Annotated in this window: 14 protein-coding genes and 2 riboswitches; of the genes, 9 read left to right on the top strand and 5 right to left on the bottom strand. The window is 53.1% G+C overall.

The annotated features are described in order from the left end of the window. Positions 1-60: 60 nt before the first annotated feature. Positions 61-654: a 3-isopropylmalate dehydratase small subunit gene (gene leuD / locus H924_RS06145; RefSeq protein WP_015651094.1), complete on the bottom strand. Its 594-nt coding sequence runs from the start codon at positions 652-654 to the stop codon at positions 61-63. Between the two features lie 19 nt (positions 655-673). Then, positions 674-2119 (bottom strand): 3-isopropylmalate dehydratase large subunit, encoded by a 1446-nt coding sequence (gene leuC / locus H924_RS06140; protein WP_015651093.1) that lies wholly within the window; start codon positions 2117-2119, stop codon positions 674-676. 180 nt (positions 2120-2299) lie between these two features. Between leuC and H924_RS06135 the strand changes: the two genes are divergently transcribed. Continuing rightward, complete coding sequence (locus tag H924_RS06135) at positions 2300-3007, top strand: IclR family transcriptional regulator (RefSeq protein WP_015651092.1); 708 nt, start codon at positions 2300-2302, stop codon at positions 3005-3007. On the opposite strand, the gene H924_RS06130 is transcribed toward H924_RS06135, so the two are convergent. After that, a complete protein-coding gene (locus H924_RS06130; protein WP_015651091.1) occupies positions 2990-3556 on the bottom strand; it encodes an HD domain-containing protein in 567 nt (188 codons plus the stop codon). The two genes, H924_RS06135 and H924_RS06130, sit on opposite strands and share 18 nt — an antisense overlap. A 58-nt stretch (positions 3557-3614) precedes the next feature. Between H924_RS06130 and H924_RS06125 the strand changes: the two genes are divergently transcribed. The 5 genes from H924_RS06125 to malP all read left to right on the top strand — a co-directional run bounded on the left by H924_RS06125 (position 3615) and on the right by malP (position 9215). Next, positions 3615-4094 carry a hypothetical protein gene (locus H924_RS06125; RefSeq protein WP_015651090.1) on the top strand — a complete coding sequence of 160 codons (480 nt, stop codon included), beginning with the start codon at positions 3615-3617 and terminating at the stop codon, positions 4092-4094. Between the two features lie 47 nt (positions 4095-4141). Next, positions 4142-4894, top strand: a complete 753-nt coding sequence (locus H924_RS06120) for a sulfite exporter TauE/SafE family protein (protein ID WP_015651089.1) — start codon at positions 4142-4144, stop codon at positions 4892-4894. 106 nt (positions 4895-5000) lie between these two features. Then, positions 5001-6413, top strand: a complete 1413-nt coding sequence (locus tag H924_RS06115) for an MBL fold metallo-hydrolase (protein WP_015651088.1) — start codon at positions 5001-5003, stop codon at positions 6411-6413. Between the two features lie 57 nt (positions 6414-6470). Next, entirely contained in the window at positions 6471-6629 is a 159-nt protein-coding gene (locus H924_RS14130) for a hypothetical protein (RefSeq protein ID WP_003861489.1), read from the top strand. A gap of 195 nt (positions 6630-6824) precedes the next feature. Continuing rightward, positions 6825-9215: a maltodextrin phosphorylase MalP gene (gene malP / locus H924_RS06110; RefSeq protein WP_015651087.1), complete on the top strand. Its 2391-nt coding sequence runs from the start codon at positions 6825-6827 to the stop codon at positions 9213-9215. Between the two features lie 213 nt (positions 9216-9428). Here malP and H924_RS06105 read toward each other — a convergent pair whose 3' ends face one another. After that, positions 9429-9890: a hypothetical protein gene (locus H924_RS06105; protein WP_029703089.1), complete on the bottom strand. Its 462-nt coding sequence runs from the start codon at positions 9888-9890 to the stop codon at positions 9429-9431. A gap of 16 nt (positions 9891-9906) precedes the next feature. Continuing rightward, a riboswitch (SAM riboswitch) is annotated at positions 9907-10023 on the bottom strand. Positions 10024-10237: 214 nt separating this feature from the next. Between H924_RS06105 and H924_RS14125 the strand changes: the two genes are divergently transcribed. Together H924_RS14125 and thiC are read left to right on the top strand one after the other, a co-directional pair. Next, entirely contained in the window at positions 10238-10588 is a 351-nt protein-coding gene (locus H924_RS14125) for an Abi family protein (protein ID WP_211208115.1), read from the top strand. Positions 10589-10804: 216 nt separating this feature from the next. Next, a riboswitch (TPP riboswitch) is annotated at positions 10805-10915 on the top strand. Next, positions 10914-12710, top strand: coding sequence for a phosphomethylpyrimidine synthase ThiC (thiC, locus tag H924_RS06095; RefSeq protein WP_015651084.1), 1797 nt, complete (start codon positions 10914-10916; stop codon positions 12708-12710). (Overlaps the previous riboswitch by 2 nt.) On the opposite strand, the gene H924_RS06090 is transcribed toward thiC, so the two are convergent. Then, positions 12707-12874, bottom strand: a complete 168-nt coding sequence (locus tag H924_RS06090) for a hypothetical protein (protein WP_245533908.1) — start codon at positions 12872-12874, stop codon at positions 12707-12709. The two genes, thiC and H924_RS06090, sit on opposite strands and share 4 nt — an antisense overlap. Before the next feature lie 360 nt (positions 12875-13234). Between H924_RS06090 and H924_RS06085 the strand changes: the two genes are divergently transcribed. Next, complete coding sequence (locus H924_RS06085) at positions 13235-13645, top strand: hypothetical protein (protein ID WP_029703093.1); 411 nt, start codon at positions 13235-13237, stop codon at positions 13643-13645. Positions 13646-14353: the final 708 nt, after the last annotated feature.

Here is a 14353-nt window from a genome sequence, read left to right as displayed (position 1 = left end):
CCGTGGTTACCTCCCCTTTCGAAGGGACGTAAACACGGGCTTTTGTACTAGCTAGGCCAATTAGATATTGGTCTTTGGCTTGAAGGCAGGACGCTTTGCTTCATATTCTTCAATAGCGTCAAGCTTGCGCAAGGTCAGTCCGACATCGTCGAGGCCTTCCATCAGGCGCCAGCGGATGTATGGGTCAACTTCGAAGCTGACAATGACATCACCTGCAGTGACCTGCTGGTTTTCCAGGTCAACGGTAAGTTCCAGACCAGGCTGCTGTTCCATCAGCTTCCACAAAAGCTCAATATCGGACTGCTCCATGATGCCGGTGAGCAAACCAGCCTTGCCGGAGTTACCGCGGAAGATATCGGCAAAACGGGAAGAGAATACAGCGCGGAAGCCATAGTCCATTAGTGCCCAGACAGCGTGCTCGCGGGAAGATCCGGTACCAAAGTCCGGTCCGGCAATTAGCACGGAGCCATTTTTGTAGGTGTCGGTGTTGAGCACAAAGTTTGGGTCATTTTTGCGCCAGTTGGAAAACAGGCCATCTTCAAAGCCGGTGCGGGTTACGCGCTTGAGGTAAACCGCAGGGATGATTTGGTCAGTATCCACATTGGAGCGCTGCAGCGGAACGCCAACGCCGGTGTGCTTTTGAAATTTCTCCATGGTTTTGGTTCCTTTTATCTTAAAGATCTGCAGGTGAGGACAGGGTGCCGCGAATAGCGGTGGCAGCAGCAACAGCTGGGGATACCAGGTGGGTGCGGCCTCCTGGGCCCTGACGGCCTTCAAAGTTGCGGTTGGAGGTGGAAGCAGAGCGCTCACCTGGCTTGAGCTGGTCTGGGTTCATGCCCAGGCACATGGAGCAGCCTGCGGTGCGCCATTCTGCACCTGCTTCGATGAAGATCTTGTCCAAACCAAGTGCTTCTGCCTCCTGCTTGATCCAAGTAGAGGAAGGAACAACCATCATGCGCAGGTTATCGGCAATCTTGTGGCCTTTAAGGATATCCGCAGCAATTTGCAGATCCTCAATGCGGGCGTTGGTGCATGAGCCCAGGAATACGGTGTTGATCTTGATATCACGCAGTGGAGTGCCTGGTACCAAATCCATGTACTGCAGTGCCTTTTCGGCTGCTGCCTTGTCATTGTCATTGGTGAAGTCTTCAGGGTTTGGCACGGTTTCGCTCAGTGGCAGACCTTGGCCCGGGTTGGTACCCCAGGTAATAAATGGAGTCAGTGCAGAGCCGTCGATTTCCACAACCTTGTCAAAGGTTGCGCCTTCGTCAGTAGGCAGAGTCTTCCAATAAGCAACAGCCTCATCCCAATCAGCACCACTTGGAGCCATTTCGCGGCCCTTGACGTATTCAAAGGTGGTCTCATCGGGTGCGATCATGCCGGCGCGGGCGCCTGCTTCGATGGACATATTGCAGATGGTCATACGCGCATCCATAGACAGCTTGCGGATTGCTTCGCCACGGTATTCCAGCACATAACCTTGGCCACCACCGGTACCAATCTTGGCAATAGTGGCCAAAATCAAATCCTTAGAGGACACACCTGGCTGCAGTTCGCCGGAAACCTCAATGGCCATGGTCTTAAAAGGCTTAAGTGGCAGGGTTTGGGTAGCCATGACGTGCTCTACCTCAGAGGTACCAATACCAAAGGCCATAGCACCAAAAGCGCCGTGGGTAGAGGTGTGGGAGTCACCACAAACGATAGTCATACCTGGCTGGGTAGCGCCCAGCTGTGGTCCAACGGTGTGCACAATGCCCTGGCGAACATCGCCCATGGGGTGCAAACGCACGCCAAATTCCTCGCAGTTATCGCGCAGGGTGGATACCTGCAGGCGGGAGATTTGATCATTAATTTCCAGCAAGGAACCGGTCTTGATGCCCTCAGTAGGAACATTGTGGTCCTCGGTGGCCAGGTGCAGCTCGGGGTGGCGCAGTTTACGGCCAGCCATGCGCAGACCATCAAAGGCCTGTGGGGAGGTCACCTCATGCAGCAGTTGCAGGTCAATATAAAGGAGGTCGGGTTCACCGTTTTCTCCCTTTGACACAACGTGGTCGCGCCAAACCTTTTCTGCCAGGGTCAGCTTTTGCGCTGAGGTGCTGCTGTCCACGGGGCTGGTCATGGAACTCACCGTCCTTTAAAAATCTGTAAATCTCACTATATGAGATTAAAATATCGTTTCATGGGACAGTATAGCTATTAAGAGGCATAAATGTCACCTCCCGCCCAAAATCTTTTTATACCCCCACACACAGTGAATCCCTTCACCACGTCTCATTGGGTGAAATGCTAAATTCAAGGTATGGGACAGCAAGAAATTATCGAGGACTCCACCGAGAGCGGTATTAAGGTTTTAGACCGCACTGTATTAATCCTCAATGTCATCGCAGAACAGCCTCGATCCTTGGCAGAGCTCGCAGCTGCCACCGATCTGCCCAGGGCTACAGCCCACCGCCTCGCCTCAGCGCTTGAGGTACACGGCATGTTGGCACGCTCCCGCGATAATAGATGGACCATCGGCGCACGGCTTGCCTCATTGGGTGCACGCGGCGCTGACACCCTCATCGATACGGCCGTACCAATTATGGCCGACCTCATGGAGCGCACCGGCGAATCCGTTCAGCTTTATCGCCTCACCGGCACCACCCGCACGTGCGTAGCCAGCCAAGAGCCCAGCTCCGGGCTAAAAAACGTGGTTCCCGTGGGCACTCGCATGCCTTTAAATGCAGGGTCGGCAGCGCGCGTTTTTGCCGCCTACCTCCCCATCCCCTCTGTCAGCGTCTTTTCCCGCGAGGAGCTTGACCAGGTGCGCGCCACCGGCTTAGCGGAGTCCGTGGGCGAGCGCGAGCTCGGCCTTGCTAGCCTCTCCTCCCCTGTTTTTGATTCCAACGGATCCATGATCGCAGCACTGTCGATCTCCGGCGTGGCCGAGCGCCTCAAGCCCCACCCCGCCGCCATGTGGGGCACCGAGCTTATCGACGCCGCCGAGCGCCTAGGCGCTTTGCTTTAAGAGCTTTTCGACGCACCACCCCAGTTGTTCATTCAACTCATTGAACCCTAAGCGCTGGAGAGATATCTGATAAACCTCGCTATACCACCAGATTTGCTGCTTTTTGCCAGCGTTAAAGCGTTGCCATAAATCTTCACCGTGTATTTCAAGGTCATCCAAGATGGACATGAGATTATGCAGTTTATCTGCGGTGGAGATTAAGACAGCCTCTAAGCTGGCACCTGCGCTGAGGTGCAGGAGGTAAGCGTCGGCACGCGCTTTCCAGCTTTTTAAAGGCTGTTTGGTGAGCTCTTCCACCAACCCGCGCACCCGGGGGCCAAAATCAGCTTCAAGTTGGGCAGAATTGTATTCCTCGGGTACGTCTTCGAGGGTGTCGTGGAGCAGCCCGGCGATGAGCACATCTTCATCATTAGTAACACTGGCCAGCAAGTACATCACTGAATAAAGATGGCTGACATAGGGAATTCCACCGCCTTTGCGCACGTGGTGGCGGTGTGCCCACGCGGCAGTATTCATAGCTTTGCGAAGGCGCGGGGAAAGTGTATTCACGCAGGAAACTTTCGGCTAGAATTTTTAATATATCCCATGCAAAACGCAGGAGGAATAGATGTTGAAATTCCAGTCTAGAGCCTTAATCCTCACAGTTTCTATGCTTGCAACTTTAAGTGGATGCAGCCAGGAATCCGATCCCATTCAGCCACCAATAACAATCACCACAACCGCCACGACCATGCTCACCACAACGGTCACTACATCCGCCCCGAACCCAGTTCCCCCAGATGCACAGCTGGGCGATTCTGTAGACCTGGAAGTTTCGCGAGCCACAGTATGCATTTATGGCGATGGATACGGCACCACTACCTGGCTCGCAGGGTCGGATACCAGCTGCGAGTTTGTCGGCGCGGTGCATCAAAAATTAATAACCGGAGTAAATGCCACCACTGAAGATATCCGCGACTTTTTACCGATGGACATTAATGTCACCAGCCCCGTCACTGGCCAGGAATATCAGATGAGCTGCACTAATGAGAGTGCGAAAGTAAGCGCATGCCGTAGCAACACTAACGCCAGCGTTTATTTTTACTAGGAACGTGAGCTTGGTTTTATAATACCCCCCAGGGTATCGTTAGTCAGGTGATTTTAACCCTGCTTGGCGGCCTAATAATAGGCCTACTTCTTGGCATGCTCGGTGGTGGCGGTGCCATCCTTGCCATTCCGCTGCTTATTTATGGATTTTCTTTTAGCGCCACACAAGCTACTGCAGCTTCATTAATCATCGTCGGACTTGGCGCCCTCATTGGACTGATCAGCCAATACGCTGCCGGGCACGTCCGCCTTAAAGAGGGTCTAAGCTTTAGCCTGCTAGGGTTGGTCGGCTCATTTGTAGGCAGTCACCTTGCTAGCAATATCCCCGATTCCCTACTCCTGAGCGGCTTTGCCATCCTCACCCTCGTGGTGGCGTTGACCATGATTTCTAAATTAAGAAGCACCCGAGAATACACAACCAGAAGGCCAAGCATCTTTGCCATTGCCCTTAGTGCCACCGGCGTGGGATTTTTGACGGGATTTTTTGGTGTGGGTGGCGGTTTTGCCATTGTGCCAGCCTTGATTTTTGCGCTCGGTTTTTCCATGCGGCAGGCTAGCGCCACTTCCCTAGTGGTGATCGCCATTAACAGCGCTATTGCCATGGGATTTAGATATTCCGATTTGGCAAGTATTGACTGGTCAGTGATCTCGCCAATTATCATCACCACCGTATTGGGCGCTTTTAGTGGCGTAAAACTAGCCAAAAAGGTCAAAGCATCATCACTGCAACTAGGTTTTGCTGGCTTCTTGATCTTCATTTCGATCTATATGGGATTTCAGAATTTCCCGGATCTTTTTTAAAACTTCAAAATATACCCCCAGGGTATCTTGACAGATTAAAGCTCGATGTTTTAGGCTCTACGTATACCCCCAAGGGTATATCCTCAACTTTGATCTAAGGTGTCACATGCTTTTTGAACGCATCTACGAAGAAGGCCTCGCCCAAGCCAGCTATTTCATTGGCTGCCAACGCGAAGGCAAAGCGATTGTTGTTGATGCTCGCCGAGATATCCAGACCTATCTGGACCTTGCAGCAAAAAACAACATGGTCATCAGCGCCGTAACCGAAACCCATATCCATGCCGATTACCTCTCCGGTACTCGCGAACTTGCAGCTGCCACCGGCGCCGAGATCTTCCTCTCTGGCGAAGGCGGAGCAGATTGGCAATATGGCTTTGCAGGCACCACCTTGATGCACAATTCCACCATCAAGCTGGGAAATATCACCATCACAGCCAAGCACACTCCCGGACACACTCCAGAGCACCTGTCATTTTTGATTACTGATGGCGCGGTCTCAAAGGATCCCGGTTTTATGCTCAGCGGTGACTTCGTCTTCGTAGGTGACGTGGGACGTCCAGATTTACTTGATGAGGCAACTGGCGGCGTGGACACCCGCTTCGCCGGAGCACAGCAACTCTTCCATAGCCTAAAAGAGCAGTTCCTTACACTCCCCGACCACATTCAGGTTTATCCAGGTCATGGTGCTGGCAGCCCTTGTGGCAAGGCATTGGGCGCGATCCCTAGCACCACCCTGGGATATGAAAAAGCCAATGCATGGTGGGCTCCATATCTGCGCAGTGATGATGAAGCTGGCTTTGTGGAAGAGCTTCTCGACGACCAGCCAGATGCCCACGCTTACTTTGCTCGCATGAAAAAGCAGAACAAGCAGGGACCTGCAGTACTTGGTACATTATCCCCGCTTGTGAAGCTAGAAGCCGCGGAAGTCGTCGAAAAGCTTGGTTCTGAAGCAGTATTTGTGGACACCCGCGAGCAAAACCAAGTCCATCTCGGAACCGTTGTTGGGGCATTGAATATTCCGCGCGGTGCCAAGGCGTCCAATTTTGCGGCGTGGGTTATTGATCCTCAAAAGTATGCTCAGGACCTTATTGTTTTGGCTCCGGACGCCAATGCCGCTGCGGATTTCCGCGACGCTTTGCTGCGTGTTGGCATCGACACCGTGCGTTATTTCACCAACAGTATCGATGGTTTGCCTACCTTTGTGCCAGAACTCATCTCCCCCGCTGAGCTAGCTGAGACCAACTATGACGCACTGATTGATTTCCGTGCAAAGTCCGAATTTGCCGCTGGCAGCATTCCCGGCGCGCAGCAGCTTTCTGGAGGTTCGGCCATGTGGCGCCTAAATGAGCTGCCTGCGGGTGGCACTTTGGTAACCTTCTGCCAATCAGGAGCGCGAAATACCGTGGTAGCCAATGCTTTGCGACGCGCCGGGTTCACCGTTATCGAGCTCGAGGGCAGCTACGCCGCGTGGGAAAAATCAGCTGCCAACCCTAAAAAAAACTTGCAGACTGCCGTCTAGTTTTAGATCCGGCGCTGTATCAACTAAACAATCACCCCTTTTAAGAGAGGCCACATTATGTGTCGTGCAGTTACTTGTAAGAAGTGCGGAAAGACCACCTGGGCAGGCTGCGGCCAGCACGTTGATCAGGTTATGAAAAACGTTCCGAGCTCCCAGCGTTGCCAGGGCCACGAGGCAGAGCCTTCCAAGGGCTTCCTTTCCAAGCTTTTCGGCTAAGCATGCCAGATATGGCCAATCCTTCCGGGGGTTGGCCGTTTTTTGCTTTTCGACTCAAACCCACCGCCGCAGGCAAGAGTTTTTCGTCGAAAAGCGCAGTGTTTTTAGCAATCGGAAGCAATTATCGAATTTAATAGTCCCAATTATGCCCGATTGGGCTACATTTTCCGGCATTTGCCTTTAGACTCATCTGCTATGAGCCCTGAAAAACAGCCACTCCCCGCCGCACTCGTCGGCAGCCATGTTCGTGCCGCTGCTGGCACCCCTGCCGACCTCGCTACTGATCGCAAGTTCTGGACTGGTCTTTCCCGTGCAGTCCAGGAGCGCATTGCCGATGATTGGGAGCGCACCCGCGAAGCTTATGGTGCTGCTCGCCAGCAACATTATTTCTCCGCTGAATTCCTCATGGGCCGTGCACTGCTGAACAACCTGACCAACTTAGGTCTGGTTGATGAGGCTGCAGCTGCTACCCGTGAGCTGGGCCATGAGCTCACCGACATCCTGGAAATTGAAAATGACGCAGCACTGGGCAATGGTGGCTTGGGCCGCCTCGCCGCTTGCTTCCTGGATTCTGCTGTTACCCAGGACTACCCCGTTACTGGTTATGGTCTGCTCTACCGCTTCGGTCTTTTCCGTCAGTCCTTTAACGAGGGCTTCCAGGTAGAAAAGCCAGACCCATGGCGCGAAGAGGAATATCCTTTTACTATTCGTCGTGCATCCGACCAGTTGGTTGTGTGCTTTGACGATATGAAGACCCGCGCTATTCCTTATGACATGCCGATCACCGGCTATGGCACTCACAACGTGGGAACTCTGCGCCTGTGGAAGGCGGAGCCGTGGGAAGAATTCGATTACGATGCCTTCAACTCACAGCGCTTTACGGACGCCATCATCGAACGCGAGCGCGTTTCCGATATCTGCCGCGTGCTCTACCCCAATGACACCACCTACGAGGGAAAGAAGCTGCGCGTTCGTCAGCAGTACTTCTTCACCTCTGCTTCCCTGCAGGCCATGATTCAGGACCACCTGGCGCACCACAAGGACCTCAGCAACTTTGCCGAGTTCCACTCCGTGCAGCTCAATGACACTCACCCAGTGTTGGCTATCCCTGAGCTTATGCGTCTGCTCATGGACGAGCATGACATGGGCTGGGAAGAATCCTGGGCAATCGTATCCAAGACCTTCGCGTACACCAACCACACCGTGCTCACCGAAGCTCTTGAGCAGTGGGATGAGCAGATCTTCCAGCAGCTGTTCTGGCGCGTGTGGGAAATCATCGCAGAGATCGATCGTCGCTTCCGTTTGGAGCGCGCAGCCGATGGACTGGATGAAGAGACCATCAACCGCATGGCTCCAATCCAGCACGGCACTGTTCATATGGCATGGATTGCCTGTTACGCGGCATATTCCATCAATGGCGTGGCAGCGCTGCACACCGAGATCATCAAGGCTGAAACCTTGGCTGATTGGTATGCCCTGTGGCCAGAGAAGTTCAACAACAAGACCAACGGTGTTACCCCACGCCGCTGGCTGCGCATGATCAACCCAGGCCTGTCTGACCTGCTCACTCGGCTTTCCGGTTCCGATGATTGGGTAACCGATCTGGATGAGCTGAAGAAGCTGCGCTCCTATGCCGACGATAAATCCGTGCTTGAGGAACTCCGCGCCATCAAGGCTGCAAATAAGCAGGACTTCGCCGAGTGGATCCTCGAGCGCCAGGGCATTGAGATTGATCCAGAATCCATCTTTGACGTGCAGATCAAGCGCCTCCACGAGTACAAGCGCCAGCTCATGAACGCCCTCTACGTTCTGGACCTTTACTTCCGCATTAAGGAAGATGGCCTCACCGACATCCCAGCACGCACTGTCATCTTTGGTGCAAAGGCCGCGCCGGGTTATGTTCGCGCCAAGGCGATTATCAAGCTCATCAACTCTATTGCTGACTTGGTAAACAACGATCCTGAGGTTTCCCCGCTGCTCAAGGTGGTTTTTGTAGAGAACTACAACGTCTCCCCTGCTGAGCACATCTTGCCTGCTTCTGATGTCTCCGAGCAGATTTCCACGGCCGGCAAGGAAGCCAGCGGTACCTCCAACATGAAGTTTATGATGAACGGCGCCCTTACCCTGGGGACCATGGACGGCGCCAACGTGGAGATCGTGGATTCTGTGGGCGAGGAAAACGCCTATATCTTCGGTGCTCGCGTGGAAGAATTGCCAGCCCTGCGCGAAAGCTACAAGCCATATGAGCTCTATGAGACCGTCCCTGGCCTCAAGCGCGCATTGGACGCCCTGGATAACGGCACCCTCAACGACAACAACAGTGGCTTGTTCTATGACCTCAAGCATTCCTTGATCCACGGTTATGGAAAAGACGCCAGCGACACCTACTACGTGCTTGGCGATTTCGCAGACTACCGCGAAACCCGCGACCGCATGGCCGCCGACTACGCCTCCGATCCGCTGGGTTGGGCGCGCATGGCCTGGATCAACATTTGCGAATCCGGCCGCTTCTCCTCCGACCGCACAATCCGCGACTACGCCACCGAGATCTGGAAGCTCGAGCCAACTCCTGCTGTTAAAAAGTAGGTTTTAACCTCTGCTTCTAACAAACGGCTAACCCTTTTGGGTTAGCCGTTTTTTGGGGTTAAGGGGTTTAAAAGAGGGCTTTTCGACGAGTGTTGGTGGGCATTCTTATTTCCCACAATGGCAAGGGGCTTCGTCGAAAAGCGCGCTTCGTGCCCCTGAAAAATAGTTTTCCCGCGCGGGAAGCGCCTGATCAAACCGCGCGGTCATTTCTACCTAATCCTGTTCAGTGCCATATTCCCGCTCAACATACTTGAAAGCCTCTAAAGCCTGTTTAAATCCTTCGTGAAAATCCAGGCCCGGGCTTGTTGGCACTATCCCCAGGGAAATATTGCCATAACAACCATTGCGGTCGTACTTCGGACCAATACTGACCATGTAATGCCCATTTTTGGACTCAAAACGCATGAGGCGTCTGGTTGGACTAGATCCACTCCATTCAGCCAGACCACCATTTTTTACAAACCATTCCATCCGAGCCGGATCATGATTCCAACCGCGAATATGTTCCCCACCAGCATCAAACTCGACGAACTGGCCATCCATACGCAGGTTAGTAACTGGCTCCCATGTCGCCCTTTCGCGCAAAACCTTTACTTGTAGGTAGAAGGGTTCGTGTCCTGGTAAATGATGTCCGCAGCTATTGGGCAATGGAGGCTTAGCAGAAATATTCCCCATGGGAATCTCCTTCAAAAAATCGCTCTTCTCTGCATTCTTTTGAGTACAGAGCCGATCTTCCTTCGGGGGCACCGTGCGCGATGCGCGGTTGCCAGTCAGCCTGCCGAAGGGCTTGCGGCTGATCTTCTTGATCGTGAAATCGACATTAACAGACAGCTTGGTCTAGATGCAAGCCGAATTTATAATGTCCCAATCCTTTTGTGTCGATGGATTCACCGATACCCTAGCCACTCTATTCAGGGCATCAGATACGAGCGCTTGAAGAAAAAACAAGAGCCCCGGTGATGTACCAAAATGGTAGGGATCACTCCGGGGCTTAGGAATCCTAAGCGTAAGACCTTGGCGACGTGACTGGCAACTCCCCTACATCTATCGCAGAGCTCGAACAGTGGTTCTCCATCCCTAGAATGAATACATACCGAAATTCTGAAAATCCCGAAAGTTTTTACATCTGGAATACCCAGTTATCTAAAGCATATTTAGAAGATATACAACATGTAGAAGTGCTTTTAAGAAACAGGGTTGACGCCCAATTACGATCTGCTCGTGGCCCCTTCTGGTTTGAAGATGATAGCTATTTTAGATTTGCTCAACAGTTCAAAAAAGCTCTAACAACCGCCAAAAGAAGAACTAAAACAAACGATTCTCCTGGGAAAATAATCACCGCTCAGCAAGTCACATTTAAACGTCGAAAATAGGAACCTCAATATGTTTGATTCAGCAGTTTTTAATGTCGCCTCTTGGATTGAGAAAGGATTCAAGACCACTCACGGGTGTCTGAGATTCGCAGGCAACGGCCGAGTTAGAACCACTACGTAGGCGTACCTCACCATCACCCCGTCGAAAAGCGCCCTCTCTTAACCCCCGCAAGGGGGTAACTTTTACGCGCACGCGTGCAACGCGCTAGTTTTGACGGCAGTCCCCACGGGCGCCCGAGCACGGGCTGAGATCGCGCTGATTGCTGCGCGAGCACCGTTTGAACCTGTCCGGTTAGCACCGGCGAAGGAAGAGAGGAATGGTGCAATGCCGCCTACCCAAAATGAGATCCACCCGAAACACAGCTACTCCCCCATCCGCAAGGCCGGTCTCGAGGTCCCGGAGACTGAAATCCGCCTTGATGACTCGCCAAGCGGCCCCAACGAACCCTTCCGCATCTACCGCACCCGTGGCCCAGAAACCGACCCCAAGCAGGGACTTCCGCGTCTGCGCGAGTCATGGATCACCGCCCGCGGCGACGTTGCCGCCTATCAGGGGCGCGAGCGTTTGCTTATCGACGACGGTCGCTCGGCAATGCGTCGAGGTCAAGCTTCGGCAGAATGGAAAGGCCAAAAACCAGCTCCTTTGAAGGCGCTACCTGGCAAAAGAGTCACCCAAATGGCCTATGCGCGCGCTGGCGTGATTACTCGTGAAATGGAGTTTGTGGCGCTGCGCGAACACGTTGATGCGGAGTTTGTGCGCTCGGAGGTTGCACGCGGTCGGGCGATTATTCCCAACAACGTCAACCACCCCGAATCTGAACCGATGATTATTGGTCGCAAATTTTTGACCAAAATCAACGCCAATATTGGCAATTCTGCGGTCACTTCTTCAATCGAGGAAGAGGTGTCCAAGCTGCAGTGGGCCACGCGCTGGGGTGCCGATACCGTGATGGATCTATCCACCGGCGATGATATTCACACCACGCGCGAATGGATTATCCGCAACTCCCCCGTTCCTATCGGCACCGTCCCGATCTACCAAGCGCTGGAAAAAGTAGATGGCGTGGCCGCAGACCTTAACTGGGAAGTATTCCGCGATACAGTCATTGAGCAGTGCGAACAAGGCGTGGACTATATGACCATCCACGCCGGCGTCCTGCTGGCTTATATCCCACTGACCACCCGTCGCGTCACCGGCATTGTCTCACGCGGCGGATCCATCATGGCCGGTTGGTGTCTGGCGCACCACCGCGAATCATTCCTCTACGAGCATTTCGACGAGCTGTGCGAAATTTTTGCACAATATGACGTCGCCTTCTCCCTCGGTGATGGCCTACGCCCCGGATCGCTTGCCGATGCCAACGACGCCGCGCAATTCGCCGAGCTGAAAACCATTGGTGAACTCACCCAACGCGCCTGGGAATACGATGTGCAAGTAATGGTCGAAGGACCTGGACACGTGCCACTAAACATGATCCAGGAAAACAACGAGCTGGAACAAAAGTGGGCAGCGGACGCGCCTTTCTACACCCTTGGACCCCTAGTTACCGACATCGCTCCAGGTTATGACCACATCACTTCTGCCATTGGTGCGGCTCACATCGCCATGGGTGGCACCGCCATGCTGTGTTATGTCACCCCAAAAGAACACCTTGGCCTGCCCAACCGTGACGACGTCAAAACCGGCGTAATCACCTACAAGCTCGCTGCCCACGCAGCAGATGTGGCCAAGGGTCATCCCGGCGCGCGTGCCTGGGACGACGCCATGAGCAAAGCGCGTTTTGAATTCCGTTGGAATGATCAATTTGCACTCTCCCTCGACCCCGACACTGCAATCGCCTACCACGACGAAACCCTGCCGGCGGAGCCTGCCAAGACCGCACACTTTTGTTCAATGTGTGGCCCGAAGTTCTGCTCCATGCGAATTAGCCAAGACATCCGCGATATGTTTGGCGATCAAATCGCGGAATTGGGGATGCCTTCGGTTGGGGCTTCTTCTGGCGATCCTTTGGAGGGCGCCTCTGGTGGGGTGCAGGAAGATGCCTCTGTTGGGGCGCGGGAGGGGATGGCTGAGAAATCCCGGAAGTTTATTGCTGGTGGAGTGGAGGTTTATCGGCGTTAGACAGAGCGATCCCAGATAGCCTCATATCGTTTTTCGACCAATGGCCAAATAATGTCCTGAACATCCTCCAATGTGGTGACGCCTTCCGCGAACTGCCCCCGAAGGACAAAGTCATGTGGAATTATGCGGCCAGCATGGTCGGTGCGTCCTAGAGGATCAAACATGCGCGTGGCCGTGAATTCCGGGCGAATTAGCACAAATTCACCGGCCAATTCGCGGTCTGCAAATGCCTGCTCCCGCTATAACTGCAATTAATGTCATGTTAAGACCAGCGCCACGACACCAACGTTACACATAATTATCAATGGTCCAGGTGCTAATTTTACTTTCTCCTAAGATCCCGTAAGGAGAACCTCGTAAGAGTCACGCACCACTGAAAGTCATTAAGCTTGCCTCATTGAAATCCTCCCCAATAGATAAACTTAGAAATCAGACACATACATAAAGGGAGGATTTCTAGGAGAGCGCGAAGTTCTCTGACCGAGTTTCAGCTATAGCAACTTATTGAATTATTGGAACAGGACGTGGGATACAAGGCGACAACGAGCCGCCTCGGTGGCAACCTGGGGCCGGTGAAAAAGTTTGAGCCCAATTCTCCAAAGAAACACAAATCCAATTCTTCTCGGATGGGCTACTTTTCGACAGTCACGGACGTCTTTGCCAGCTTACGCCATGGAAAGCAGATGACTCACGTTGCAGAAACAGCAGCCCACGTTCTTACAAACATGCTTCATCCAGAAATTTCGATCCGCTTATTATCTGCCAGTAACTTAACTATTTGGGCAATTACGCTTGTCGTGACCTTGGTAACCGCAGACGCTGCAACGCCCAGCATTTGCACTCACTTCACAACTTCTCCGATCGTGCCCCTCTTCGCCACAGATAGAGCATTTGCGCGACGCCATAATTTCACCTTCCAAGACTATCAGCATTGATATCCATAAACTGCTACGCACGTCAGAAGTCAAATCCTGGAAGTTAGCAACAGGTTGATACTGATACTAATCCACACGGTAAATGAAGTAAATTGAGCAATTCTTCAAGAAGTCGGCTGTTCCTGAAGTTGGAACACCTAACCAGTTAGAAGTTCATGACCACATCTGAATCGCCCGAAGAAAACTTCCCTATTAGAACAACAAACCTGATCCAGGAAAATGGTAGATAGCAAAAGTAAACGGTCAGTGGTGGATTCCACTGACCGCTCCGTTAATTGTACCCCCTTACCATGCCAGGCATGGAGAAGAAGCACACCTGCAACAAAGTCATCATCGACACCATCCCCGCAACCTGAATGCCACACACTCAAGCAGCCGACATGTTTAGGTTCAGCACTAGATGGATCAGAAATCTCCTTCTCCGATACGACTCCGGCGGATACCAAGCCCTAGAACCACAATCACGCCGTCCACACACCAACCCGCACACCATCGCCGATGACGTCACCTACTCATCCTCACCCTGCGCCAACAACTCGCCGACTGTGGCACCGACGCCGGCACCCACACCCTCAAATGATGCTTCGAGCAGGAAGGACTTCCAGCTCCAGCAGAATCAAACATCCATCGAATCCTGGTAACTGGACTACAGTCACTGGCCCCTCGCAGGCACACTGCACATCCCCATCTTGAGGATCATCAATGATC

This window comes from Corynebacterium callunae DSM 20147, from assembly GCF_000344785.1.
GTDB lineage: Bacteria > Actinomycetota > Actinomycetes > Mycobacteriales > Mycobacteriaceae > Corynebacterium > Corynebacterium callunae.
Note: the sequence above shows the minus strand (reverse complement) of the source record. Positions and strands in the feature narration are given on the sequence as shown.

Excerpts from the sequence above, each read along its gene's own strand:
- malP (WP_015651087.1), top strand. The coding sequence starts at position 6,825 with ATGAGCCCTGAAAAACAGCCACTCCCCGCCGCACTCGTCGGCAGCCAT.
- thiC (WP_015651084.1), top strand. The coding sequence starts at position 10,914 with ATGCCGCCTACCCAAAATGAGATCCACCCGAAACACAGCTACTCCCCC.
- H924_RS06115 (WP_015651088.1), top strand. The coding sequence starts at position 5,001 with ATGCTTTTTGAACGCATCTACGAAGAAGGCCTCGCCCAAGCCAGCTAT.
- H924_RS06105 (WP_029703089.1), bottom strand. The coding sequence starts at position 9,890 with ATGGGGAATATTTCTGCTAAGCCTCCATTGCCCAATAGCTGCGGACAT.
- leuC (WP_015651093.1), bottom strand. The coding sequence starts at position 2,119 with ATGACCAGCCCCGTGGACAGCAGCACCTCAGCGCAAAAGCTGACCCTG.
- H924_RS14130 (WP_003861489.1), top strand. The coding sequence starts at position 6,471 with ATGTGTCGTGCAGTTACTTGTAAGAAGTGCGGAAAGACCACCTGGGCA.
- H924_RS06135 (WP_015651092.1), top strand. The coding sequence starts at position 2,300 with ATGGGACAGCAAGAAATTATCGAGGACTCCACCGAGAGCGGTATTAAG.
- leuD (WP_015651094.1), bottom strand. The coding sequence starts at position 654 with ATGGAGAAATTTCAAAAGCACACCGGCGTTGGCGTTCCGCTGCAGCGC.
- H924_RS06090 (WP_245533908.1), bottom strand. The coding sequence starts at position 12,874 with ATGTTTGATCCTCTAGGACGCACCGACCATGCTGGCCGCATAATTCCA.
- H924_RS06125 (WP_015651090.1), top strand. The coding sequence starts at position 3,615 with ATGTTGAAATTCCAGTCTAGAGCCTTAATCCTCACAGTTTCTATGCTT.